22 protein-coding genes are annotated in these 23,029 nt (G+C 43.7%); 11 read left to right on the forward strand and 11 right to left on the reverse strand.

Going from position 1 to position 23,029, the window contains the following annotated elements; all coding sequences use genetic code 11:
- Window positions 1-22: 22 nt before the first annotated feature.
- A complete protein-coding gene (gene hppD / locus SHD_RS02435; protein WP_023265687.1) occupies window positions 23-1,063 on the reverse strand; it encodes a 4-hydroxyphenylpyruvate dioxygenase in 1,041 nt (346 codons plus the stop codon).
- A gap of 113 nt (window positions 1,064-1,176) precedes the next feature.
- Window positions 1,177-2,337 carry a homogentisate 1,2-dioxygenase gene (locus tag SHD_RS02440; RefSeq protein ID WP_023265688.1) on the reverse strand — a complete coding sequence of 387 codons (1,161 nt, stop codon included), beginning with the start codon at window positions 2,335-2,337 and terminating at the stop codon, window positions 1,177-1,179.
- Window positions 2,338-2,555: 218 nt separating this feature from the next.
- On the opposite strand from SHD_RS02440, the gene SHD_RS02445 reads away from it, so the two are divergent.
- Together SHD_RS02445 and SHD_RS02450 are read left to right on the forward strand one after the other, a co-directional pair.
- The gene (locus tag SHD_RS02445; RefSeq protein ID WP_023265689.1) at window positions 2,556-3,470 is read left to right on the forward strand and encodes a LysR family transcriptional regulator; all 915 of its coding nucleotides are present in this window, start codon (window positions 2,556-2,558) and stop codon (window positions 3,468-3,470) included.
- A 158-nt stretch (window positions 3,471-3,628) separates the two neighbouring features.
- The gene (locus tag SHD_RS02450) at window positions 3,629-4,423 is read left to right on the forward strand and encodes a TIGR00266 family protein (RefSeq protein ID WP_023265690.1); all 795 of its coding nucleotides are present in this window, start codon (window positions 3,629-3,631) and stop codon (window positions 4,421-4,423) included.
- 97 nt (window positions 4,424-4,520) lie between these two features.
- Here SHD_RS02450 and SHD_RS02455 read toward each other — a convergent pair whose 3' ends face one another.
- The 3 genes from SHD_RS02455 to SHD_RS02465 form a co-directional block, all read right to left on the reverse strand.
- Window positions 4,521-7,358 (reverse strand): TonB-dependent receptor domain-containing protein, encoded by a 2,838-nt coding sequence (locus SHD_RS02455; RefSeq protein WP_023265691.1) that lies wholly within the window; start codon window positions 7,356-7,358, stop codon window positions 4,521-4,523.
- A gap of 705 nt (window positions 7,359-8,063) precedes the next feature.
- The gene (locus tag SHD_RS02460; RefSeq protein WP_023265692.1) at window positions 8,064-8,396 is read right to left on the reverse strand and encodes a hypothetical protein; all 333 of its coding nucleotides are present in this window, start codon (window positions 8,394-8,396) and stop codon (window positions 8,064-8,066) included.
- Between the two features lie 58 nt (window positions 8,397-8,454).
- Window positions 8,455-8,916 (reverse strand): EVE domain-containing protein, encoded by a 462-nt coding sequence (locus tag SHD_RS02465; protein WP_023265693.1) that lies wholly within the window; start codon window positions 8,914-8,916, stop codon window positions 8,455-8,457.
- 301 nt (window positions 8,917-9,217) lie between these two features.
- On the opposite strand from SHD_RS02465, the gene SHD_RS02470 reads away from it, so the two are divergent.
- Window positions 9,218-9,598: a DUF6508 domain-containing protein gene (locus tag SHD_RS02470; protein ID WP_023265694.1), complete on the forward strand. Its 381-nt coding sequence runs from the start codon at window positions 9,218-9,220 to the stop codon at window positions 9,596-9,598.
- Between the two features lie 128 nt (window positions 9,599-9,726).
- On the forward strand, window positions 9,727-11,439 hold the full coding sequence (locus SHD_RS02475) for an AMP-binding protein (RefSeq protein ID WP_023265695.1): 1,713 nt from the start codon (window positions 9,727-9,729) through the stop codon (window positions 11,437-11,439).
- A gap of 65 nt (window positions 11,440-11,504) precedes the next feature.
- On the opposite strand, the gene SHD_RS02480 is transcribed toward SHD_RS02475, so the two are convergent.
- Entirely contained in the window at window positions 11,505-11,771 is a 267-nt protein-coding gene (locus SHD_RS02480; RefSeq protein WP_039977253.1) for a PGPGW domain-containing protein, read from the reverse strand.
- 339 nt (window positions 11,772-12,110) lie between these two features.
- On the opposite strand from SHD_RS02480, the gene SHD_RS02485 reads away from it, so the two are divergent.
- The 3 genes from SHD_RS02485 (at window position 12,111) to SHD_RS02495 (ending at window position 14,984) form a co-directional block, all read left to right on the forward strand.
- Window positions 12,111-12,869, forward strand: coding sequence for a substrate-binding periplasmic protein (locus SHD_RS02485; protein WP_039977254.1), 759 nt, complete (start codon window positions 12,111-12,113; stop codon window positions 12,867-12,869).
- A 220-nt stretch (window positions 12,870-13,089) separates the two neighbouring features.
- Window positions 13,090-14,115, forward strand: a complete 1,026-nt coding sequence (locus tag SHD_RS02490; protein WP_023265697.1) for a M14 family metallopeptidase — start codon at window positions 13,090-13,092, stop codon at window positions 14,113-14,115.
- Window positions 14,115-14,984, forward strand: a complete 870-nt coding sequence (locus SHD_RS02495) for an alpha/beta fold hydrolase (RefSeq protein WP_023265698.1) — start codon at window positions 14,115-14,117, stop codon at window positions 14,982-14,984. Before SHD_RS02490 ends, SHD_RS02495 begins: the two co-directional genes overlap by 1 nt.
- 62 nt (window positions 14,985-15,046) lie before the next feature.
- On the opposite strand, the gene SHD_RS02500 is transcribed toward SHD_RS02495, so the two are convergent.
- Window positions 15,047-15,454: a YccF domain-containing protein gene (locus SHD_RS02500; protein ID WP_011626453.1), complete on the reverse strand. Its 408-nt coding sequence runs from the start codon at window positions 15,452-15,454 to the stop codon at window positions 15,047-15,049.
- 284 nt (window positions 15,455-15,738) lie between these two features.
- Between SHD_RS02500 and SHD_RS02505 the strand changes: the two genes are divergently transcribed.
- From SHD_RS02505 to SHD_RS02520, 4 genes are all read left to right on the forward strand, one after another.
- Entirely contained in the window at window positions 15,739-16,689 is a 951-nt protein-coding gene (locus SHD_RS02505) for a pyridoxal-phosphate dependent enzyme (protein WP_039977261.1), read from the forward strand.
- A 95-nt stretch (window positions 16,690-16,784) separates the two neighbouring features.
- On the forward strand, window positions 16,785-17,498 hold the full coding sequence (locus SHD_RS02510) for an NUDIX hydrolase (protein ID WP_023265701.1): 714 nt from the start codon (window positions 16,785-16,787) through the stop codon (window positions 17,496-17,498).
- Window positions 17,499-17,824: 326 nt separating this feature from the next.
- Window positions 17,825-18,712 (forward strand): ribose-phosphate diphosphokinase, encoded by an 888-nt coding sequence (gene prs, locus SHD_RS02515; RefSeq protein WP_023265703.1) that lies wholly within the window; start codon window positions 17,825-17,827, stop codon window positions 18,710-18,712.
- A gap of 10 nt (window positions 18,713-18,722) precedes the next feature.
- On the forward strand, window positions 18,723-20,195 hold the full coding sequence (locus tag SHD_RS02520; protein ID WP_023265704.1) for a nicotinate phosphoribosyltransferase: 1,473 nt from the start codon (window positions 18,723-18,725) through the stop codon (window positions 20,193-20,195).
- Between the two features lie 187 nt (window positions 20,196-20,382).
- Here SHD_RS02520 and SHD_RS02525 read toward each other — a convergent pair whose 3' ends face one another.
- The 4 genes from SHD_RS02525 to SHD_RS02540 all read right to left on the reverse strand — a co-directional run bounded on the left by SHD_RS02525 (window position 20,383) and on the right by SHD_RS02540 (window position 22,972).
- Window positions 20,383-20,643, reverse strand: a complete 261-nt coding sequence (locus SHD_RS02525; RefSeq protein ID WP_023265705.1) for a hypothetical protein — start codon at window positions 20,641-20,643, stop codon at window positions 20,383-20,385.
- 273 nt (window positions 20,644-20,916) lie between these two features.
- Complete coding sequence (locus SHD_RS22005; RefSeq protein WP_023265706.1) at window positions 20,917-21,090, reverse strand: hypothetical protein; 174 nt, start codon at window positions 21,088-21,090, stop codon at window positions 20,917-20,919.
- A 525-nt stretch (window positions 21,091-21,615) separates the two neighbouring features.
- Window positions 21,616-22,311: a ChrR family anti-sigma-E factor gene (locus tag SHD_RS02535; RefSeq protein ID WP_023265707.1), complete on the reverse strand. Its 696-nt coding sequence runs from the start codon at window positions 22,309-22,311 to the stop codon at window positions 21,616-21,618.
- Complete coding sequence (locus tag SHD_RS02540; RefSeq protein ID WP_023265708.1) at window positions 22,304-22,972, reverse strand: sigma-70 family RNA polymerase sigma factor; 669 nt, start codon at window positions 22,970-22,972, stop codon at window positions 22,304-22,306. The genes SHD_RS02535 and SHD_RS02540 overlap by 8 nt, the downstream gene beginning before the upstream one ends.
- Between the last annotated feature and the right edge of the window lie 57 nt (window positions 22,973-23,029).

Raw genomic sequence — 23,029 nt, forward strand, 5'->3', positions numbered from 1 at the left:
CTTATGAGATTAAAGGCGGAAATTACAGCACGCCACGGCGCATTTGATCCCGCTCAATCGATTGGAACAGGGCAGTAAAGTTACCTTCACCAAAGCCTAAGTTGTTCTTGCGTTGAATGATTTCAATAAAGATCGGGCCAAACAGATTTTTAGTGAAGATTTGTAATAAATAGCCTGATTCGTCACCATCTACCAAAATTTGGTGATGCTTGATGCGATCACGGTTTTCGGTCACTTGCGGGACTTTATCGAAAATGGTGTCGTAATATTCGGGAATAATATCCAAGCATTGGATCGAGCTGCCTTCCATCGCATCCAAGGATTTTACGATATCACGGCTTCTAAAGGCTAAGTGTTGTACGCCTGGACCATTGTATTCCTTCAGGTATTCATCGATTTGGTTCTTATCGTTGCCTTTACCTTCGTTAATCGGAATGCAGAAGCTGCCATCGGGTGAGCGCAGGGCATAAGACACCAGTGCAGTTTGTACGCCGCTGATGTCGAAGTAACGTACTTCAGTAAAACCAAAGATGTTTTTGTAGAAGTTGGCCCAATGCTCCATGGTGCCTTTGTAGACGTTATTGGTTAAGTGGTCGACTTCAATAAAGCCTTTCTCTTGGGTGATAACTTGTTCACTTAAGTCTTCAAAGTCAGTGGCATAGATATTGTTGTCGGCACCAAAGGTGTCGATAAAATAAATTAAGCTGTCGCCAATACCATAAATCGCCGGATAGGGCAGATCCTTGGCCGAATCGGCTACGGCTTTGGCGCCGCGTTCTACTGCCACACGGTGAGCAAAGCTGGCATCTTCTACACGCCAGCCCATAGAGCAAATTGCAGGACCGTGGGATTTGGCAAATTCTGCCGAAAACCCTTCGCGCTCGTTGTTGAGCAGGAAGTTAATATCATTTTGTTTGTAGTACAAAATGTCTTTATTCTTGGCTTTTTTCAGCAGTGAAAAACCAAAGTCGATAAACACTTTGTGCATAAAATCGCTGTCGGGGCTGGCGAATTCGGTGAATTCGATACCGAGTAAGCCCAGTGGATTGAGTTCGCTTGCCATGATCTGTTCCTCTTGATTAATTCAACACGCAGTCACTCTTGTTGCTTTGTACACTGTGGTGACTTACGGCTAGTCGGTTTAGTTAAGCCATTTACTCATGCTGCAGTGCAGCGTTAGTTTTCTAGCCAAGAGCGGTTGTAGTCTTTACTCATGCAATTTTGCACATGTTCGGTTAATTTCAGTGGGGCGAAGGTGTCCACCATCACTGCATATTCATAGGTTTCTTTTTTGCCAATCGAGGCTTCGGTGCGGCCAGGTTGTGGGCCGTGTGCCACCCCTTTTTGGTGTAGGGTAATGTAGCCAGCTTCAATCCCGGTGCGGCTCATAAAGTCGCCATCAACGTAGTACAGCACTTCGTCACTATCGATATTGTTGTGATAGTAAGGTGCTGGGATGGCGCGCTCGTGGAAGTCGTAAGGACGCGGTACAAAGTTACACACCACAAAGTTGTGGGCGGTAAACACTAAGTGGTCTGAAGGAGGTAAGTGAATTTTGCCGACTTTAGGCGCGTATTCGGTAATGTTAAATGCCCAGGGGTAAACACAGCCGTCCCAACCCACAAGGTCAAAGGGATGCCACTCTAAGGTGGTCAGTTGGTACTTATCACCAAATTTACATACCAGCGGGAAGGCGCCGCGTTCAATTACGGCATCTTGCAATACGGGCGTGCGTAGATCGCGTTCACAATAGGGTGCTGATTCGAGTAATTGACCATATTCATTACGGAAATGCTTTGGCACTTCCACCATTGAAAAGGCTTCAATCACAAATAAGCGCACATTGCTGTAATCGTTAAATTTGAGCTGATGTGTGGTGCCTCGTGGGATAACTAAGTAGTCCCATTTTTTAATCTCTAGGGTGCCATATTCACTGTAAAGCGTGCCTTCACCTTCGTGCACAAATACCACTTCATCGGCGTAGGCATTACGGTAAAACTCCTGCGTGTCTTGGGTGACTTTTGCGGTGTAAAGGGCCACATCATTGTTATAGAAGATTTTGTTGCGGGCGCTAAAGAAGTTGCCTTCACGATCGGCCGTGCGAGAGTCCAATTTATAGTTTTGAACTAAAGAATCTTCCCATTGGGCACCGTGACCGAGGTGGTAAGGAGCGACTTCTAGCGCCTTCGTCGGCATATTGTGATGATATTTATTGGAATAAATATTGGAAAAACCATGGGTTGAAAACAGCTCTTCACGATATAGCTCGCCGTTTTCCTTCTCAAATGCGATATGGCGCTTATGGGGTACTTGGCCTTGTTTCACATAAAATGGCATGGTGGATCCTTGAGTTTTATGCGCTGTGAGTGGGGCTCTACAGCGCTTATTGTTATGTTGCAAGTTGCATTACTGTGATCTTCTTATCAATTTAGTTGCTTAGATGAACAAAAAAAAGAATAATAAATCTGTCATCTCAATCTAAAAAATAGATGGTATTAACTACTTTACGCTTCGTAGCGTTTGCGTGACATTTATATTCGCGCCAAGGAGTCCCTATGCGCATCGATATTGATGCTTTTAATGTCCTGCAAGTGTTAGTGGAAGAGGGCAGTTTTGCTAAGGCTGCCGAGCGTTTACACAAGGCGCAATCGGCGGTCAGCTATCAGGTCAAAAAGCTAGAGGAACATTTAGGTGTGCAACTTTTTAGCCGTGACCAATACCGCGCCGAGCTGACGAGTGAAGGGCGGGTGATCTTGGCCGAGGGGCAAAGACTGTTACAACACCTTGCCAATATTGAACATCTTGCCAGTCGTTTTAGTGAAGGTTGGGAACCAAAACTGGAGTTAGTGATCGATGGCGCCTTGCCGATGGAGCCGATTATGACTGCGCTTAAACGAATGGCTGAGCATCAAATCCCGACGAAAATTCAGCTCAACATGGAGTTTCTCGGCGGTGTGCAGCACAGATTTGAACGTGATAATGCGGATCTGATGTTGGTTAAAGACTACCGCACCGGCCCCTATTATCACCCACAGCCGCTGCCAGCGATTACTAGCGTGCTGGTGACGAGTGCTTCACATCCGCTGGCACTATTAAAAAAAATCAGTCTGCCTGAGTTACAGCAGCATGTTGAGCTGACCATCGAAGATTCCTCCCCCAATAAAACCTATCGAGATGAGCTGCAATTCGGTGGCGATAAAGTGTTTTATCTTTCTGGTTTTATTATGAAAAAAAACGCGTTATTAAAAGGACTCGGCTTTGGCTGGTTGCCAGATTTTTTAGTGCAGGAGGAGTTATTGAGAGGTGAGCTTGTGGAGGTCGATTTTGTCGGTGGCAGTCGTTATACCTTTATCCCCCAATTAGTGTCGACCCTTGAGCGGCCCCTGGGCCGTGCGGGTAAGCTGTTTACTGAATTGATCCTAGAGGAATTTGCTAAGGTAGAGCAGTTTAATGGGGTGGGTTTAGGTTAATCCGCTGCTACTTGTCATGTTTGGAACAACTTTCTGCTGCAAAATTGAGATAAAAATAATCGCATTTTGACATTTTATGTCATAGAGTAAGTCCTAAATCGAACTATGTTTTACGACTTATCAAATCAATAAGGACTGACAGAGTAAAGGGGAATTGTATGTCTAGACGTTGCCATGAAGTGGACTATGAAATTATCGGCCACAGTATGCAGTTGGTTGAAGTGGAGCTCGACCCTAATGAGACTGTGATCGCTGAAGCTGGTGCGATGAATTATTTGGAGCAGGACATCAGCTTTGAGGCCAAAATGGGTGATGGCTCCGAGCCGGAGTCAGGCTTTTTTGGCAAGTTGATGGGGGCCGGTAAACGTGTGCTGACGGGTGAGAGCATCTTTATGACGCACTTTACGAACCTCGGGCATCAAAAACGCAAAGTCGCCTTTGCAGCGCCTTATCCCGGTACGATTTTGGCAATCGATCTCGCCCAATATGGTGGCGAGCTGATTTGCCAGAAAGACAGTTTTCTCGCTGCAGCCCTTGGAACTCGCGTTAGCATGAAGTTTAATCGCCGTTTAGGTACAGGCTTTTTTGGCGGTGAAGGCTTTATTCTGCAAAGCTTGCAGGGCGATGGCATGGCGTTTATCCATGCGGGAGGCACTTTAGTTAAGAAAGAACTAAAAGGTGAAACCTTACGCGTCGACACAGGTTGTTTGGTCGGTTTTACCCCGGGGATTGATTACGATATCGAGCGCGCAGGCTCGTTAAAATCGATGGTTTTTGGCGGTGAAGGGCTATTTTTAGCGACCTTAAAGGGCCATGGTACTGTGTGGTTACAGAGTCTGCCGTTCTCGCGAATGGCAGATCGCATAATTGCTCACGCCCCTTCTGCTGGCGGTAGCGACCGCGGCGAAGGTTCAGTCCTCGGCGGGCTTGGCCGCATGCTCGATGGGCGCTAAGTGTGTGCAGGTTTATGCTATAACATCAAGGTAAAAAAAGTGACATATCGAAATTGAAGATATGTCACTTTGAATGGGAGATCTTAATTAAAGCTAATTAAAACTTATAGTTAACACCAACGGTAATACGTTGACCTAGGATGTCATAGTATGCACCTTGGTTGTAAACACTTGGTTGACGTGGTGGGGTTTCATCAAACATGTTTAGGATACCTGCACGTACTTGTAGTGCATCAGTAATGTTGTAACGTGTCGTTAAATCAAACGTCATATACGATGGAATATCGTTGTAATTGTTTTGATTCGGTGACCAGTCATTACTGAGGACTGTGCTGCTACGGTAGTTTGCGGTTAACACTGCAGAAAAATCTTCATAGGTATAGTCTGTAGTGAAACGATGACGCCAACGTGGTCTTTCCTGCTCACCCGTTTCTTTGACTTCGTCTTCAGCAAAACCTGTAGAGTTGAACGAGCGTTCTTCTAGGTAAGTACTGAATAAACGGAAGCCCCAATCACCAAAGCTCGTTTCTAAGGTGTAGTTAGCTTCGATATCAAAACCTGAAGTTTTGCTGGTGGCTGAGTTAACTGGTTTCTCGTAGTAGTTAACGATCTCATGAGTATTAGGATCACGTTCAAGCAGAGGACAGAATGGGTTGTTCAATGTACTTGATTGATAACAATATTTTACTACTTCCTGACCTGTGAAACTGTTGATGACATTTTTCATGTCAAACGTCCAGTAGTCCACTGTAAAGCTAAGATTTTCAATATAGCTTGGGGTGTAAACGAAGCCGATTGTGATGTCATCTGCTACTTCGTTCTTCAGATCTTCGTTACCTACAATGAATCCAGGACGTGTAGAGCCATACCAATCCTGTGAAGGTTCGAAATCAGCAGGGATACCCTGAGCCGCACAGTTTGCTAGCACATTATCTAAATAGTCTGGATTGATTTGATTACGGTAACTTGCAGCACAGTAATCTCTCATCGTTCTGAATGTTTGCCCTGGTGGGTTATACAACTCACCAATATTCGGAGCTCTAACAGACTTAGAACGGTTGAAACGCAGTCTTAAATCATCATAAACAGCCCAGTTCAAACCAACTTTCCAAGCTGTATCAGAGCCTGAGGTAGAGTAATCCATGTAGCGGTATGCTGTTTCTAACGTTAAGTCTTGCACAAAAGTCACATCACTTAACAATGGAATAGAAAACTCTGCAGAAGCTTCTGTTACGTCAAACTCACCTTCTAATGGTTGAGATTGGTTGTTGAATAGCAAACCTTCTCGCATTGCTGGATCGGGTAACGTGTCAGCTTTCTCTTTTCTATATTCAACACTGAATGCACTTGATACAAAACCAGCGGGTAATTCGAATAAGTCACCACTTACTGATGCGCCTAATGCAGATTGAGTGATTGACGAACGACGAATTGCGTCAGTGCTAACCCAGTCGTAGGCATCTTGGTCGAAAATACCTCGGCCAAAGACGTTTAAAGGCAAGCAGCCATTATCTCTGGCGCTTTCGCTACGACAAACAACATTACCATTAGCATCTTTTACAGTATCAACAGCATCGTAGAAGCGTTGTTCAAACATTTCACCATACCATTCGGTATCCGCTTGGACATGACCAACTGTAGCGTAGGTATCATATGACCAGTGTTCAGACAGCGAACCCTCAAATCCTAATGCTACACGGGCAGTAGTTCGTTCTTGACTATATTTGCGGTTACCGAAGTCAGATGCTAAGTAACCAACATTCACACCTTTGCCTGGACCCGATTGACCAGCACTAACAAGTGCAGACGCCTCTGGAGATAAGAAGCCGTTATCTTCGTATAATCTGAAGTTTAAAAACGCAGGAGAGCTTTCACCATAAGCGTCTGATTTGCTTAACGTAGCTTCCATTGTCATTTTATGGTTGTCATTGATGTCGTAGCTCATTACTGAGAAGAAGTTGATACGATCCAATGGGGTTTTGATGAATGAGTTTTCGGCAAAGTTATAACCCTCACCGCCCAAATAATCCACGCGGCCAGAAGTTAGCGGTGGTAAAGGCTCACCGAGTTGCATTGGACGAACATTGCCATTTTCATCAAATGTATAGCGCGTACCGTTAGAAACAAAAGTACCCGTTTTGCTATATGAAGCAAGTACTTGCTGACCATATCCCCAAACAACCGCTTGTGGATCATCTGGACCTGTTGCATTTTGGTTTCTGACAACAATAGGAGCGTCACGTAAGAACTCTCTGTCCATATAAGACAATTGGCCTTGACGTGCCCAGCTCAAGTTTGTCACAAAGCTTGCTTTGCCAATCTCCGAACCGAATGTGATCGAGGCGTATTCTTCTTCGCCACCATCTTCTGTCGGCTGAGTGGTTGACACGTCTACAGCAATGCCATCAAAACTCTTCTTCGTGATAATGTTTACTACACCCGCAATAGCATCGGAACCATAGACTGCTGAGGCGCCACCTGTGGTAATTTCGATACGCTCGACCATCGCAGTTGGAATATTGTTAAGGTCTACGGCGCCTGAACCTGGTGCACCTGCAACAAATCGACGTCCGTTAACGAGCACGAGGGTACGGTCAGAACCTAAACCCCTAAGGTCAGTGTTATTTAAGCCGCTAGCAAATACGGTATTGTTGGTCGTTTCAGGTGATAAACCAACTAAGGTATTTGGCATTTTGTGTAATAAGTCGGCAACGTTTACAACGCCTGCATCAACTAAGCCATCACCAGTAATGACGGTAACTGGAGTCGGTGCAAGTTCACCAATACGCTTAATTTTTGAGCCAGTGACTTCAATACGTTCAATTGTTTCAGCTTGTTCTTCAGCTTGAGCATAAACTAAGTTTGAAGCTGTTAAGCTTGCTGCGGCAAATATGCCGTAGCGAACTGCTTTTGCCGTCAGAGACAACGAGTTCATACATTTCTCCTTTATATTTATATTTCTAATTGGTTAATTGTTTTTCTTTTGTGAAATCGGTTGTTAACAATTTCATCAATATATTTATTTGTTGATTACATTGATGTCAATACGGAGAAGATAAACGGAGTGGAACATAGTCAATAATTAAGATTAAATTAAGCTATAAGTTACAAATCTAACAGAAAATTAAATATTTTTTAACAAAAATGTGATGGGTTATGTTTTTGTTGTTTATCTAACCTATTGTTATTAAGTGAATATTTTTAATGTAATTGATTTTGATTTTTTTGTGTCTTTAATTTGTAACTTATTGTTATTGGCGTTTGTTAGGAGTGATCTTATGGGGCGCCGTTCTGCATGTATTTTTATAAAATAGAGAAAAAGTTGTATTTACTTTTTATTTTTGCACAGAGTTTGTGTTGTGTGTTTGTTTCTAATTGTTGCGGCTTGACTGACTTTTCCCTTCGTTATGTTGATCGTTAGATGAGCCTCATCAGTGAGTAGTGCTTAGGGTGTTTTGTGTGTTTTTTAAATAGCGCTGAATTTCTGATTTATCAATTTGGATGTTTTGATGTGAGAAACGGAGGGGAATTGAGTGAAATTATGCTATTGGTACGATTTTAAAAAAGGTTAAAAGCTTACGTGTTGTTAGTTTTACTAAAGCGCACATAATACAATTTAAATGTGCGCTTTTATTTCATCTTAATCTGTAATGATATTTACAATATCAAGGATCTTGCGGCTTTTTTCATCGAGTTTGATGATAGAACCTTCAATTTGAATACTTATCTCACCGTCTTTATCTAGCGGAACTACCACGCGACCACGGTTGTAAATATCGTAATCTAGGATATCGCCACGGTGCAGTTTTTTCTGCCATCCAGGCGGGAGAGGTTGGCCGTTATCGACTTTCTTCTGTAAGCCTTGAGGTAAGTCTTTGTCCTTTTTATCATTATCGTGTTTTGCCAAAGCGTTTATCGGGGCGATTAAGCTGAAAACGACTCCGCCAATCAGTGAAGTGGTGAATTTATTCATACTTGCGCTCTGTTAAATTCAACCTCGTATGGATGAATTTTGAGCTCAACATAAGCTGTTATCGAGTGAGCATCAGTACGGCTTGCCATTGCTCGGCGGTAACGGGTTGAATACTCAGCCTTGAACCTTTGGATACTAAGTACATATCAGCTAATTGTGGCAAGCTTTTAATCAAACTCAATGGAATGATTTGCTTAAATTGTTCCACAAAGCGAATATCGACCCTGAGCCATCTTGGGTTGCTAGGATCTGACTTAGGATCAAAATAGGTTGATTCGGGATCAAAGGCCGAGCTGTCAGGATAGGCCTCAGTCACGACTTCGGCAATGCTGACGATGCCGGGGACTTTGCAACTTGAGTGGTAAAAGAAGACTTGATCGCCAATTTGCATCGCATCTCGCATAAAGTTACGTGCTTGGTAGTTACGGATCCCAAACCAAGCTTCAGTTTGATTGGGGCAAGCCTTAAGATCGTCGATACTAAATTCGTCGGGCTCTGATTTCATCAGCCAGTAGTTCATCTTTTATCCTTCACAAAAACAGCCAGTCTCTTCGAGTTAATGCATTGAGTTTATCTTACTTTTTGTTTGCCCCACAATTAACCGTACTCTGAGCAGATTATTGAGAGCGTTAAGTCAGCGTTCAGTTAACACCGCTTACCCTGTCATCTCTATCGAGTCTGGTATGCCTTATGCACTGGTGCTATGACGCCGCAAATAGATGCAATGTAGGCAGCTTTAGGTCCCAATCCAAAAGGTCCTAATCCAAGCCTTATTTCAATACCTGACTTATATGAGTGATGTTGAGACAGTGAGGTGTGCTATGGAAACTTCAGCAATGACCACAGACAGTGGCCTATTCACTAAATACCTTAAAGATTTCACCGCGGGTGATGTGAGCCTGCACCGCGATCGCATGTTGGAATTTGTCAGCGATTTAACTACTCAGGGCTGGTTACTTGCTAATTTCACTTGGGATTACTGGTATAACAACAGTTACTTAGTTGATAAACCTGCTTATATCCGTGATGCCAGTGTCGCTCAATGCCGTTTGTTATTAACTGCGATGACTCGCCTCGAAGTGTTCAGTCCTGGGGTGTTAGAGAATATGCGCCGCCAAGGGGTATTGCTGGCGATTATGGAGCGTTTGCAACGTTTAGAGGTGTTAACCACTGATAAACAGGTGGCGTTTATTACCCGTTAATCAAGATGTTCGAGTAATAGAACATCCTTACTCTTTAGTCTAATACCGTGCTTTTTTACTTGTGAGATGTTCCGAGGTTTGGTTAGTTTGAATCCCGCTAACCATAATAAAAAAGCACGGAGGCCTTAATGTCTGTTTCAACGACCCAAGCAACAAACCCACTTAAGCACAGTGAGTTCCGGGGACCAAATTCCCCGGAGCTTGTTGAAAAAACGATAGGACAGTACCTTAACGATATCGCTAACACTTATCCCGAACAGTTAGCCGTTGTCGTGAATCATCAAGATATCCGCTGGAATTATCGCCAATACCTTGCGCAAATTGATGCCTTGGCCACAGGCTTACTTAAACTGGGCATAGGTCCTGGAGATCGCGTCGGCATTTGGTCGCCCAATAATATTGAGTGGTGTCTAACCCAATTCGCCACCGCCAAAATTGGCGCCATTATGGTGTGTATCAACCCCGCTTATCGACCTGAAGAATTACAATATGCCCTGACTAACGTGGGCTGTAGAGCGGTGATCTGCGCCGATAAATTCAAGTCCAGTAATTACTTGCAGATGCTCTACGAGTTAGCGCCAGAGCTTAAGGTGTGCGCCGCAGGGCAATTACAGGCCAAGGCGTTGCCCGAGTTACAATTTGTGATCCGCATGGGGGCTGAAAAGTCTCCCGGCATGTTGAACTTTGATGATTTATTGGTTGAAGTGACGGCCGAGGACAAGACTGCGCTCGAGCAAATCGCCGAATCACTTAGCCCTTTTGATGCGATTAATATCCAATTTACCTCTGGCACCACAGGCAGCCCGAAGGGGGCGACCTTATCGCACCACAACATCCTGAATAATGGCTACTTAGTGGCCGAGGCGATGAAGTTTACCTGTGAAGATAAGCTCTGCATTCCAGTACCTTTATACCATTGTTTTGGGATGGTGCTCGGGAACCTTGTATGCCTAGCTAAGGGTGCCGCGGCGGTCTTTCCAGGAGATTCCTTCGACCCGCTAACCACCTTAGAGGTGGTTGAGCGTGAACGCTGCACCGCACTGCACGGTGTTCCCACTATGTTTATCGCCGAGTTAGAGCACCCCGAATTTAAACGCTTTGACTTAAGCTCGCTGCGTACCGGTGTTATGGCGGGAGCGACTTGCCCTGAAGAAGTGATGCGCCGGGTACAAAACCTGATGTATATGCAGGAAGTGTTAATTGGGTATGGGCAAACCGAGTGTAGCCCGCTGAACCACATTACTGAAATTGACTCACCCGTAGAGAAGCGAGTGCTTACGGTTGGCCGTGCTTTACCCCATACCGAAGTGAAAATTGTCGATGAATTTGGTGAAGTGTTGCCGATTAATACGCCCGGTGAAGTCTGTAGCCGTGGGTATTGCATCATGCAGTGCTATTGGAATGACCCTGAAAAAACGGCGGCAACCATCGACAGTGAAGGCTGGCTGCATTCTGGCGATATTGGGCAAATGGATGAGCAAGGTTATGTACAAATCGTTGGTCGTATCAAAGATATGATTATTCGCGGCGGCGAGAATATCTATCCCCGTGAAATTGAAGAGAAACTCTACACCCATAAAGATGTGCAAGATGCAGCAGTGTTTGGGGTACACAGTGATAAATACGGCGAGGAAGTGTGCGCGTGGATCAAAATTCGCAGTGGCGCCACGATTTCAGAGGAGGATATTCGTCATTTCCTCACCGAAAAGTTCGCTTACTTTAAAGTGCCACGCTACATCAAGTTTGTGGAGCAATACCCAATGACAGTCACCGGAAAAATCCAGAAATTTAAAATGCGTGAGTTGATGTACCAAGAGTTGTATGAGGACATTAATGCCTAGGGCGTGTTAAGAAAAATCAACCCAAGTCAGATGACTTGGGTTGATGTTTAGGTGGGGACTCAAGATTAACAGCGGTGGCGCCGAATTTGGCTATCGAGCCAAGCTGCACTCTTGCTTAATTGTCGCTGACTTAGACGCAGCCAACGTTTTGCCCAAAGGTATTGGGTGCTTAATAGGGTTAATCCGATAAGGAGAAAAAGTAATCCTGGCCCAGGTAAGAGTAAAAATATCGCGCCGATCAAGGTGAATATTACGCCGATGAACGTGATGATCATTTGATTTATAGACATTGGGATATTACTCAACTTGTTGTCTTTAAATGAAGCTCGCATATCTTCCCCTAGTTAACATGTTGAATTACTGATAAATCAAAATCAGTGTTGCAGCTTTCACTTACTCTTGCAGTTTAGCTTCATTCTTAAGGTTTTTTTAAGCGTAAAAATGTAACAAATAGTCATTACCGTGGGGGAAATGGCGATTATAATTTAAAGTGTTTGTAACGGTGAACGTCTGTTATTGCAAAATGGCGAGAGCGTATGGGGGTTACCTTAGATAAATCTACTGTAAGATAACCTTAAAGCATCAGCATGCTCTTATTAGTTTGTCGACAAGGAGTGTTAAAAATTTTTGCCTGAAGTATCCACCAGCCCAATACTAAGTGGGGAGGCTTTATGGTTCGATGGCTTTTTTGGCTCTTTGGATGTGTTTTCTCGCTTATTAGCTGTGTTAATGCGGATACACTCAAACTCACATCCTTGTTGTGGCCACCATATTCGGGTCAACAATTACCTCAACAAGGGGCAAGCATTGCTGTTGCTAGAGCGGCTATAGAGAGAATGGATCAGCAGCTCGCTGTGGATTTTTATCCATGGAGTCGTGCTGTCAAGTTAGCTGGCTCTGCTAAATCTGATTATATTGGATATTTACCTGAATATTATTTTGAGACGGATAAGTTTGTATTTTCAAAATCTATTGGCGCGAGTCCGTTAGGAATTGTCGAACAAAAATCCCACCCAATTAGCTGGCAACATCTAGAAGATTTAAATCGCTACACACTTGGTGTTGTGAAAGATTATGTCAATACCGATGTCTTGGATTTGATGATTAGAACAGGGGCGCAGCCTGTAGAAGCAGTGACATCAGATGAGCAAAATATCAGAAAAGTAGCCGCTGGTCGGATTGATGGTGCTGTGATTGATATTAATGTGCTGCATTACTTACTCAAACAACCTCATCTACAGCCGCTTGCTGAAAAATTGCAAGTTAATCGACAACTGTTAGCGAACAAACAGCTATATGTGGCTTTTCGTAATACAGATGAAGGGCGTCGTTGGCGAGATTTGTTTGACCAAGGTTTAGCTAAAGTGGATATCGATAACATTATGGGTGAGCTGCTGTTTCAAGAGGAATCGCAGCTCCCCCCACGGTAAATCTCTGTCAGGCCTTTGAGGCGAATGATAAGCGCAGACCGTCATTCGCGAGAACAGATTGTTACTCCTCGTTTATCTTGTCTGAATGAACAAAATTCCTTCTCGATATGCTTTTATGCTTTGTTTAGCAACAAAATATCTGTTGTCATAAATTTGTCGTGGTTCGTTAGTAATATCACTAGGCCTATGAATCGACACTCATTTCATTGTCTAGGATGATATGAACAATATTCCTTTTGAGTTAGATACACTATCGCAACTCATTGATAGTCATCATTTTAAGCTCAAATATCAGATCCTCGCAGACATCCCATTCCGGCATCAACATTTTCCACTTTACAGTGTCGAGCTAGGCCTTACCGAGCGCCCGTGTCCTACCGTGCTATTTGTGGGCGGCGTGCATGGGGTGGAGCGGATTGGCTCCCAAGTGATTTTAGCCTTACTTAACAGCCTGTTGCAGCGCTTAACTTGGGATAAACACCTACAACAGTTATTGACTGAGATCCGTTTAGCCTTTGTGCCTGTGGTGAATCCGGTCGGTTTATTGCTGGGGAGTCGCGGTAATGGTAATCAGGTCGACTTGATGCGCAACGCGCCGATAGAGTCCCGGGAAAAAGTGTCTTTTATGGTTGGAGGGCAGCGGCTTTCCTCCAAGCTGCCTTGGTTTCGTGGCCTTGGCGGGATGGAGCTTGAAACCGCGGGGCTGGTGGCCTATGTGCAACAATTGCTTAGACAAAGCACTAGTCTTATCTCCCTCGATGCGCATTCAGGCTTTGGTTTGACGGATCATATCTGGTTTCCCTATGCTCATACGCGCGCGTCCTTTGAAAATGCGCATTTTATTTTTCACTTAAAACAATTGTTTGAAGCCAGTTACCCCCATCATGGCCACTATCGGCTTGCACCCCAGAGCCAGTTTTATCGCACCCATGGTGATATTTGGGATTATTTATATCGCCAGCATCATATCCAAGATCCTCAAGCCAATATTCCATTCCTGCCTTTGACCTTAGAGATGGGTTCTTGGGCATGGATTAAGAAAAATCCAAGGCAAATATTTAATTTTGCGGGCTTCTTTAACCCGCAAAAAACACACAGGCACCACAGGATTTTACGTCGGCACACAGTGCTAATGCAGTTTTTGATGGAGGCGGCGTACGCACGGGAGTTAGAAGGGCTTACGCCCGAAGATCTCGCGCAATTGGCACAGAGTGCCCAGCAGTTTTGGTATCGGGAGCGTTTTTGATGACAACTTGGGTATTACTTAGGGGCTTAATGCGGGATCAACGCCATTGGAATGGTTTTGATCAAAGGTTAAGGCAAAGAGGTTGCACAGTATTAACCCCTGATTTACCTGGCAATGGGATCCTCACTCACCAAGCCAGTCCTTTAACTATCGCTGAATATGCCAGCTCGGTATGGCAACAACTAGATGAACAGCTAGCGGGACAAGCCTTTTATCTGCTGGGATTATCTATGGGAGGTATGATCGCCATGGAAATGGCTAAACAGCGCCCGGAGCAGATAAAACATGTGTTTGTGCTTAATAGCAGCGCGGCTAACTTATCGCCTTGGTATCAACGATTTAATGGATTGAATGCCCTGAGTGCTTGGCTCAAACGTTGCCGTGGTCGACAGCTTAATCCCATCGAATCGACGATTGTCCGCTTAACCAGTTATCGCCATCGCCGCGATATTGCCTTGATTGAGCGTTGGAGCCGATATCGCCACGAGTCGACACCACATTTTAGTAATGCGTGTCGCCAATTGTGGGCGGCATTTCACTATCGCTGCCCTGCATCTTTGTCGGTGCCTGTGAGTATTTTATCGGGTGATCGTGATGCCTTAGTGAATATTCAAACCAGTAAGGCATTGGCACAACATTTTAAGGTCGACTTGGTTGTTTTAGCCTATTGTGGTCATGACATCACTATAGATGCGCCAGCTAAATTGGCGCATTATCTCTTTGAAATCATCTGCTCACCTGAGCAGGATGTGGGTGAGCCGTTTGCTGATTACACTGATTTACTCGATGAAGAAAGGAACTATCACGAAGCAAGATTAGTGCAATCGCTGCCTAACTATACATCAGCACTACCCAGTGAGGCTGAGTAGTGCAGAGTGATATGCCTTACGCCTTAGAGATTATGGTTTTTACGCTTTCTCGACTATAGCTATTACGCTTTCGCGACTATGGTTTGCCCAATTGGCGTTAGGCTTAATAGCGCGAGCTTAATATGTTGGATCCCAAAGGGGATACCAATAATCGTCACAAAGCAGGCGAGGGCATGGGCTAAATGACCTATGGCCAACCAAATGCCAAACAGCAAGAACCAAATAATATTGCCTACCATGCCAAAGGCGCCTGTGCCTAGATCCTCACGGCCAGTTAAATGGCGTCGATTCATTTGTTCTTGCCCAAAAGGCCAGAAGGTCAGTTCGCCAATCACAAAGCAGGCTCGACCAAAGGGAATACCGATAATACTGATAAAACACAAAATCCCTGCGAGCCACCAGGCTAGGCCCATCACAAATCCACCAAGGACAAACCAAGCAATATTGAAAATTAACCGTAAAAGCGACATTAAATACTCCTTAACCCATTTTAAATCTGTGTTGGATTGGCATTGGCCAACACATAGGATCATTAATTGATTCTGAAATGGAGTAAGCGAGAATTGTGCCAAAAAAATTTTATCTAAATATCAATTAGATAATGGTTTTGTTTGTGGTGGGGATTTGTGATATTCGCTAGATTTTCGCGAAAATGCTTAATAAATACGGACGATGTTGACAAGCTCGCGGTACACTACAGCCCTTGTTTACTTCGAGTATATCCATGTTATCTAATAGCCAGTTGACTCATAGCCTGCTCTCTAACAGCCCAGTTGAGTCTTTTTCCTTCGCTGGACGCGAGATATTTCTCAAACGAGACGATCTATTGCATCCTGCGTTTAGTGGCAATAAGGCGCGTAAGTTTGCTTATTTTTTAGACCATGAGTTTGCGGGGATGACTAAGGTTATAGGCTATGGCTCTGCGCAGGCCAACTCACTGTATTCATTATCGGCGCTCGCCAAACTGAAAGGCTGGCTGTGCGATTTTTATGTCGATCATATCGCTAACCATGTTCGTACGTTGCCGACGGGCAACTATGCCGCTGCTATTGCTAATGGTACGCGTGTCATTGATTTATCAAGCCTGATTGCTGCTAATCCTTCTCTTCATCGTGAGCCTAAGTGGACTTGCCAAGATTATATTGAGCAGCAAGTCTTGCCTGCAGAGCCTAACGCTTTGTTTGTTCCCGAGGGTGGGCGCTGCCAGTATGCGGAGTATGGTGTTAGCCAGTTAGCTACCGAAATTGAAACGTGGGCAATGCAGCAGGGGATGAGCGAGTTAAAGGTTTTTTTACCTGCAGGCACTGGAACGACGGCGCTTTTTTTAAATCAGTATTTTGTGCGTCAGCAAATAGATATTCAAGTGCTTACCTGCGCGGTTGTCGGTGGCGATGAGTATTTAGCGCAGCAGTTTTATGAGTTAAATCCTAACGCAGCTGAGCATCCACAGATTTTGAATGTGGGGAAGAAATACCACTTTGGTAAACTCTATCCTGAGTTTTATGCCATGTGGCAGCGAATCAATGCCAGTGATGTGCAGTTTGAATTACTCTACGATCCCTTAGGTTTTATGGTGTTAGAAAAGTTTTTACCGCAGTGGGGCGCAAGTCCTGTGATGTATATCCATCAAGGTGGCTTACTCGGGAATGAAACCATGTTGCCACGTTATCAGCGTAAATTTGGTAAAAGTCGCACGACCCTATAGAGCAGATGATTTACTTAGTGACGCTAAGACATAATGTGTTTGAAGCTAGGATACGCCTAAGTTAAGCTAATGAAGTTGCACTATGGGGAATACTAATGACTGAAGCAGAATATCTCGCCAATTACGATCCTAAGGCTTTTAAGGCTCAGCTACTGACGGTTGATGCCGTATTGTTTACCTATCATGATCAGCAACTTAAAGTACTCTTAGTGCAACGCTCAAATCATCCTTTTTTAGGTTTTTGGGGATTACCTGGAGGGTTTATTGACGAACTTTGCGACCAATCCCTTGAGGAAGCGGTGTTACGCAAATTGCAGGAAAAAACGGCAGTAGTGCCGCCTTATATTGAACAACTTTGTACTGTTGGTAATCGTCATCGCGATATGCGAGGCTGGTCGGTGACTGTGTGTTATACCGCGTTGATGAGTTACCAAGCCTGCCAAATTCAGATTGATTCGGTGAGTGATGCTAAGTGGTGGCCATTAGAGGATGTGTTACAGATGCCCTTAGCGTTTGATCATTTGCAGTTAATCAAGCAAGCGCGCGAACGTTTAACCCAGAAAGCCTTATATTCCTTAGTGCCAGGCTTTGCACTCTCAGAACCCTTCACTTTGCCAGAACTGCAGCATGTACATGAAGTCTTGCTGGGTAAGCCTATTCAAGGGAAATCCTTCCGTCGGCGAGTGGAACAGGCCGATTTATTGATTGATACGGGCTTAAAACGTACTGAACGTGGCCGTCCAGCCAATTTATACCGTTTGAAGTCGGATACGGCATCCTATCGATTCTTAAGAAATCTAGAATGTTAGCTGTGCTGGCCACTTAAAGCTGTTACCCAGAGCAATAATAGAGACTGTTTGTGCAGCAGCATGAATTATCAGGGTTATGTAGCCGCCGATGTTGCCGTAATACGTCCATTCTTTACTTTTCGATACCCATTTCCCCATTATCATTGCTAAATTTCATATAGTGTCTTAAAGACATTATATGCAATTTAGGTCTATCTCTTACCGTTATCCCGTAAAAAATAGTCTAAAAATCAACTTTACACATTAGTGTCTATAAGACATTATTTGTTCGTGGCACAACAAGAGTGCTGTATATTGCAGCAATCTTGCATAGACAGGAGGTGCATATGTCTCTAGGCATTCAAACGTATCAAGGCGCAGTTAACCCATCACATCAGCAGGCTAATTTTTATCGACTCCCTGCCGCTAGCGATGAAAATCACTACCGTTTATTTCAATTTGGTGCAGGGGAGAATCATGTTCAACTGCTGGTCTCTCCAGCGAAACGCGTCACAATCTATTTTGGATATCGCGGTGATCATTCCATGATCCAGCTCTTGTTGTTAACTGATGCATTACGCCGTAGCGGTGCAGAGCAGATCGACCTTTTACTGCCTTATATGCCTGGAGCCCGTCAAGATAGAGTCTGTAATGTGGGCGAGGCCTTATCGGTAAAAGTCTATGCTAGTCTAATTAATCAGCAGCAATATGCTTCAGTCAGCGTTTTTGACCCGCACAGCGATGTCACTGCCGCATTATTAGACCGAGTACAGGTAATCGATAACCATAGCTTTGTCGCCGCGATAGCCGCCCAATTAACCGGTGAGCTAGTGCTAGTGTCACCCGATGCAGGAGCGAATAAGAAAGTATTCGGCTTAGCTAAGGCGTTAAAAGGAATGCCAGTGATCAGGGCCGACAAACATCGTGATGTGGTCAATGGTCATATTATTGCCACCGAAGTGTTCTGTGATGATTTATCGGGTAAAACCTGCTTAATCGTCGATGATATTTGCGCGGGTGGCAGAACCTTTATTGAACTTGCCATTAAGTTAAAGCAGAAGGGGGCCCAAAGCGTCATTTTGATTGTTTCACATTATGAAGATAAGGCCAACGAGTTAGCCCTGCGTGATGCGGGTATAGATAGGTTATTTTGTACAGATAGTTTAGGCACTCCCACACATATTTCGAGCGAGTTCTGTGATTGCCATGCTGTTTTGAGTTATATGAATTATTAAGGAAAATATGATGTATTTGAATCCCGTTACCGCCATTGATGGCTACAAAGTCGACCACCGTCGTCAATATCCCGATAATACTCAAGTGATTTTTAGTAACTTGACCGCCCGTAAATCCCGTCGTGGTTATACAGATCAAATGGTGTTTTTTGGTCTGCAGTATTTTATCAAGCATTACTTAATTGACAGTTGGAACCGCGATTTCTTTCTGCAGCCCAAAGAGCAAGTGATCCGCCAATTCTCCCGCCGTATTAATAACTATCTTGGACCAAATAATGTCGGTACTCAGCATATTGAGGAGTTGCATGATTTAGGTTATTTACCAATAAAAATCATGGCATTGCCGGAAGGTTCTGTGTATCCATTAAAAGTGCCTTGCTTGGTTTTGTACAATACCGATGAGCGGTTCTTTTGGTTGACTAATTACCTCGAAACCATTCTTTCTGCAAATGTTTGGGGAATGTGTACTAGCGCCACTACCGCGTTGCATTACCGCAAAATATTTGAGGCTTACGCGCTAGAAACCGATGGCGACATAGGTTTTGTTGATTGGCAGGGCCATGATTTTAGTTTCCGCGGCATGTTCGGAGCTGAGGCTGCGGTTATGAGCGGCGCCGCTCATTTACTCAGTTTTACAGGCACTGATACTATCCCTGCAATTGATTTTCTTGAACAATATTACCTTGCTGATAGTGATAAAGAACTTGTCGGTGGCAGTGTGGCTGCAACTGAGCATAGCGTGATGTGTGCAGGTGGCATGGAGAACGAATTAGAGACGTTCCGCCGTTTGATAGAAGATATTTACCCTAGCGGCATTGTGAGTATCGTTTCTGATTCTTGGGATTTTTGGCAGGTGATGACAGAGTTCACGATTGCGTTAAAAGACCGGATTCTTGCCCGTGAGGGCAAAGTGGTGTTTAGACCTGATACCGGGTGTCCTGTTAAGATCATTTGTGGCGATCCACAAGCACCCATCGGGAGTCCCGAATATAAAGGCGCTATTGAGTGTCTGTGGGACGTCTTTGGAGGCAGTACAACAGCCAAAGGTTATAAATTACTTGATAGCCATGTCGGACTGATTTATGGCGATTCAATCACAATTGAACGTGCTGAAGTTATCTGCGCAGGCTTAAAGGCTAAAGGTTTTGCTTCGACAAATATCGTGTTTGGGATTGGTAGTTTTACCTATCAACACGTGACCCGAGATACTGACGGTTATGCTGTGAAAGCAACCTTTGCAAAAGTCGATGGCAAAGACAGAGAAATCTTTAAAGATCCTAAAACCGATGACGGCACTAAAAAATCTGCTAAGGGATTAGTGGCTGTATTTAAAGATGCGCAAGGTCAGTTCTATCTTAAAGACCAAGCGAGCTGGCAAGACGTTAACAATTGCGAGTTTGTTCCCGTATTTGCCGATGGAGAATTATTAATGGAATATTCTCTGGCGGATATTCGTGCAAGATTAGTGGCATCTCGTCGCTGAGCCGGCAGCTTATGGTTTGAAGTTTTACTGTATTAAACCATCTAAATCACTATCGATAGTCGGAAAAAGAATAGGCTGGCAATGCGTTTTTATGTGAATACGCTTGCCAGTCAACTTTCACAAGTTAGGATGTTATGGCGCAGTTATTGCGAAATGGGCGAGTCAAACATAATTAAATGGTGAAAACCTAAGAGATTAGCTTGTTTCGTTTAAGTATTTTATAAGTTCGAAGACCAATATTTTCGAGGTGTTTTAAGTCCTTTAGGCCAGGTCTTGTATCAGTGTATTGCCAATAGCTGATTTCCGCATCCAACATTTCAAGCATTTTTTTAGAGCACCCTAAACACTCACCTTGGCACATTTGCGCTTCATTTAAGTTCAGCGGAATTGCTTGCTGGATTTGAGCAATAAGCTGTTGCATAGCGGTTTTGGTATTCGGTTTTGACATAAGAATACTGCACAAAAGGAAATTGTGAAGATATTAGCAGAAGCTAAAGAGGATTGGTTTGATCTAGATTAATACACATTTGGTTCAGCGTGTATCTATGTGAGCGAGATACTGGCTGAACCAAACGAGTTCGTCATATCGACGTGAAGAGGGATAGCGAATCGTGATATTAAGCTATCTTGTGCAGCAACTAGGCTTCGGTATAGTGAGGAAAATGGGAACCGAATAAACCTAAATACTGTTGTTGATACTCGAAGGAGTACGAATATAGACTTATTTATTCGCCGATAATAGCCATTTCATAAAGTTTAAGGCTTCGGTGCGCTTTGAAAAAGTCTGCTTATTTTTACCTTGTCTATCAGTAAAAGCAATTGAGGTTTTGTTGACTGAAATAGAATCTACAGGAAAGTTCACTGTAATTTCATGTCCGTTAATTTTGTATGACATAGGCCACACTCCTTTTAATTAAATTCACCCTGAGGTGAGTAAGTTATAACAATAAAATATCCTTAGCATAGTTGCGAAAGATGATACTAATGTGTCTTGAGGTTACCCATTCCAAGAGCATTAATCAAGAGATGCGTTAATGATAACTAATGCAAATCAACGATTATGTCAATGGAATATCTCAATTAGTCCAGTTGACCATAGTAAAATGACAATACTATGACATTGACTGAATTAAATAGTTCACGGTTTTTGAGTCGACGCTAAAAATCATTAACTCATTATTTTTGTGGGACTTACTTGAAGTAGGCTTTCTTTGTGAGGATCATGTTTGCGATTACTTTTGGCAATGTACAAACCGATATAAAAAGGATAACGACAAGATACTTCTCAAAACGCTGCGCAGTATAACAGCAAATTTCCCGCTGGCAAGTTTATTTTTTACTCAGCAGGAAATATCGGTGTTTTAATGTTGCATGAATTGTTGCGTATATGTTTTATTTTTTAGTTTGGTCATTGATCAATTTAATAAATGAGCTCTCCAATCGGATTCAATAATTTACTGAGCCCTTTAGTGAAATATAGCGGTGCATCTAATACGGTGTAGCAGAGACATCCGGATTTCGTAATGGGTGAATGTTGAGTGTTACCATCCAGTATAATGAAATCACCGGGAACATAATGGCCGTGTAGATCTGAAAACTCGCCAGCTAATAGCAAGGTAAGTTCATATCCCTTATGGGTATGTTGTGGGATTTCACCCTGGGCATCAATATGTAAGAGGCTCGCACGGGTATTATTTTCATCCACATCAAAGCGCATTCTGCTCACTTTACCAATCTGTTGCCATGGATGGGCAATATGTTGGCGAAATACTCTAGGTATTTCATAACGCACATTTTTGTGATTAACAGTAACTGTCGGACTGACAGAATGGTCAGCTTCTTGCTGCACGGCATCCGGCAAGGCCATAATGTGCGATAGCATTTGCAACCAAGCGTCATCTTGTGGTGAATCGGTTTCGCTTGTTCCATTTTCAATAGTGGCTTCGCTAGGTGCTAAAAATGCGCGTTCGGCCGCTTGATCTGTATATCGGCTAACGAGAGATTGGCACTCATGGCATAGGGCACAGTGAGCTGCAACTGCGATGGACATGGACAAAGGTAATTCACCTTGTGCATGGGCTAATAATAAATCGGTATGGGGATGATGTTTAATCATGTTGTGTCTCCAAAAAGCTTTTCAGCTTTTCTAACCCCAATCTGAGTCGCGACTTTATCGTACCAATCGGGACTTTTAAGGCATCAGCTAATTCTTGTTGCGTGAGCTCTTGCATATAAATTCCTTGAACCACTTGACGTTGTGCAAGGGGAAGGGCATCCAAATGTGCAAGTAGTTTTGCAGTAAATTTATGATCTTTATTGTCTTCTTGATTTACAGCAACATCGTAAATTGGCCAAATATCATCACCAAAGGCATCTTCACGGTTGTGTTGAATACGTCTGAGCATATCGAAACACTGATTGCGCATAATGGTAAATACCCAAGTCGTTACCGAGCCTTTGTCTGCGTTGTATAAATGGGCTTTAGTCCAAACAAGTGTCATGGTTTCTTGCACTAGGTCCATGGCAAGACCCTGTTGATTTAATCTTTGCAAACCAAATGCTCGGATCTTGGGCATAAAGTGTCTGAACAAGGCTGCAAAGGCGGCCTTATCCCTTTGATTCGCAACTTTTACAAGTGCGTTAGTCAAAGGATCCGTTTCTGTACTTGGCGCGTTGGCTGTCGAAATTGTGTGGTCGTTTTCCATAGCCATATCGATAGGGGATGATAACTGCCTATCATAGCGATTTTGCGCTAAATGTGATTGAAAATTTTCCATTATTCGGCTCTTTACTTAAGGTTCAATCCAGCAAGAACATCACAAAAGATATCTCTT

This window comes from Shewanella decolorationis S12 (assembly GCF_000485795.1).
GTDB classification, from domain to species: Bacteria; Pseudomonadota; Gammaproteobacteria; order Enterobacterales; family Shewanellaceae; genus Shewanella; species Shewanella decolorationis.

Coding starts and splice junctions, on each gene's coding strand:
- SHD_RS02490 (WP_023265697.1), top strand. CDS start 13,090: ATGAACAATATTCCTTTTGAGTTAGATACACTATCGCAACTCATTGAT.
- SHD_RS02480 (WP_039977253.1), bottom strand. CDS start 11,771: ATGCGAGCTTCATTTAAAGACAACAAGTTGAGTAATATCCCAATGTCT.
- hppD (WP_023265687.1), bottom strand. CDS start 1,063: ATGGCAAGCGAACTCAATCCACTGGGCTTACTCGGTATCGAATTCACC.
- SHD_RS02500 (WP_011626453.1), bottom strand. CDS start 15,454: ATGTCGCTTTTACGGTTAATTTTCAATATTGCTTGGTTTGTCCTTGGT.
- SHD_RS02455 (WP_023265691.1), bottom strand. CDS start 7,358: ATGAACTCGTTGTCTCTGACGGCAAAAGCAGTTCGCTACGGCATATTT.
- SHD_RS02470 (WP_023265694.1), top strand. CDS start 9,218: ATGGAAACTTCAGCAATGACCACAGACAGTGGCCTATTCACTAAATAC.
- SHD_RS02510 (WP_023265701.1), top strand. CDS start 16,785: ATGACTGAAGCAGAATATCTCGCCAATTACGATCCTAAGGCTTTTAAG.
- SHD_RS02465 (WP_023265693.1), bottom strand. CDS start 8,916: ATGAACTACTGGCTGATGAAATCAGAGCCCGACGAATTTAGTATCGAC.
- SHD_RS02495 (WP_023265698.1), top strand. CDS start 14,115: ATGACAACTTGGGTATTACTTAGGGGCTTAATGCGGGATCAACGCCAT.
- SHD_RS02445 (WP_023265689.1), top strand. CDS start 2,556: ATGCGCATCGATATTGATGCTTTTAATGTCCTGCAAGTGTTAGTGGAA.
- SHD_RS02440 (WP_023265688.1), bottom strand. CDS start 2,337: ATGCCATTTTATGTGAAACAAGGCCAAGTACCCCATAAGCGCCATATC.
- SHD_RS22005 (WP_023265706.1), bottom strand. CDS start 21,090: ATGTCATACAAAATTAACGGACATGAAATTACAGTGAACTTTCCTGTA.
- SHD_RS02475 (WP_023265695.1), top strand. CDS start 9,727: ATGTCTGTTTCAACGACCCAAGCAACAAACCCACTTAAGCACAGTGAG.
- prs (WP_023265703.1), top strand. CDS start 17,825: ATGTCTCTAGGCATTCAAACGTATCAAGGCGCAGTTAACCCATCACAT.
- SHD_RS02460 (WP_023265692.1), bottom strand. CDS start 8,396: ATGAATAAATTCACCACTTCACTGATTGGCGGAGTCGTTTTCAGCTTA.
- SHD_RS02535 (WP_023265707.1), bottom strand. CDS start 22,311: ATGATTAAACATCATCCCCATACCGATTTATTATTAGCCCATGCACAA.
- SHD_RS02485 (WP_039977254.1), top strand. CDS start 12,111: ATGGTTCGATGGCTTTTTTGGCTCTTTGGATGTGTTTTCTCGCTTATT.
- SHD_RS02525 (WP_023265705.1), bottom strand. CDS start 20,643: ATGTCAAAACCGAATACCAAAACCGCTATGCAACAGCTTATTGCTCAA.
- SHD_RS02450 (WP_023265690.1), top strand. CDS start 3,629: ATGTCTAGACGTTGCCATGAAGTGGACTATGAAATTATCGGCCACAGT.
- SHD_RS02520 (WP_023265704.1), top strand. CDS start 18,723: ATGTATTTGAATCCCGTTACCGCCATTGATGGCTACAAAGTCGACCAC.
- SHD_RS02540 (WP_023265708.1), bottom strand. CDS start 22,972: ATGGAAAATTTTCAATCACATTTAGCGCAAAATCGCTATGATAGGCAG.